Source organism: Gilvimarinus sp. 1_MG-2023 (assembly GCF_030548285.1).
This window is the reverse complement of the sequence record NZ_JAUOSC010000908.1, coordinates 1-278: the sequence shown is the minus strand read 5'-3', so window position 1 is coordinate 278 and position 278 is coordinate 1. Positions and strand designations below refer to the sequence as shown.

Annotated in this window: 1 protein-coding gene; it reads left to right on the top strand. The window is 61.5% G+C overall.

Annotation, left to right across the window (positions count from 1 at the left end; translation table 11 throughout):
* Nucleotides 1-278: nitrogen fixation protein (locus tag Q4563_RS19505; RefSeq protein ID WP_303605697.1), on the top strand; the 278-nt coding region annotated here is incomplete at both ends.

Here is a 278-nt window from a genome sequence, read left to right as displayed (position 1 = left end):
GAACTGGTCTGGAACCTGACCTTGTCACCAGCAGGCAGCTTGCATGAATGGCATGTCCGCGGTGACGGTAACCGGCACCCATTACACGAGGTGGATATTGCGATTTGCGGATCGGCCGGGGAAGGTGTCACCCGGAGGCTGGCTGAACGCCACACGACTCTGGTGGCGACGTCGGAATCTGACCCGGTCACGGCAGTCATCGCTTATCTCAACAGCAACCTTGCCCCCGGCCGCCCTCATGAAGAACTGCCGTGCCTCGATCCCGAGCATCGCCAGGC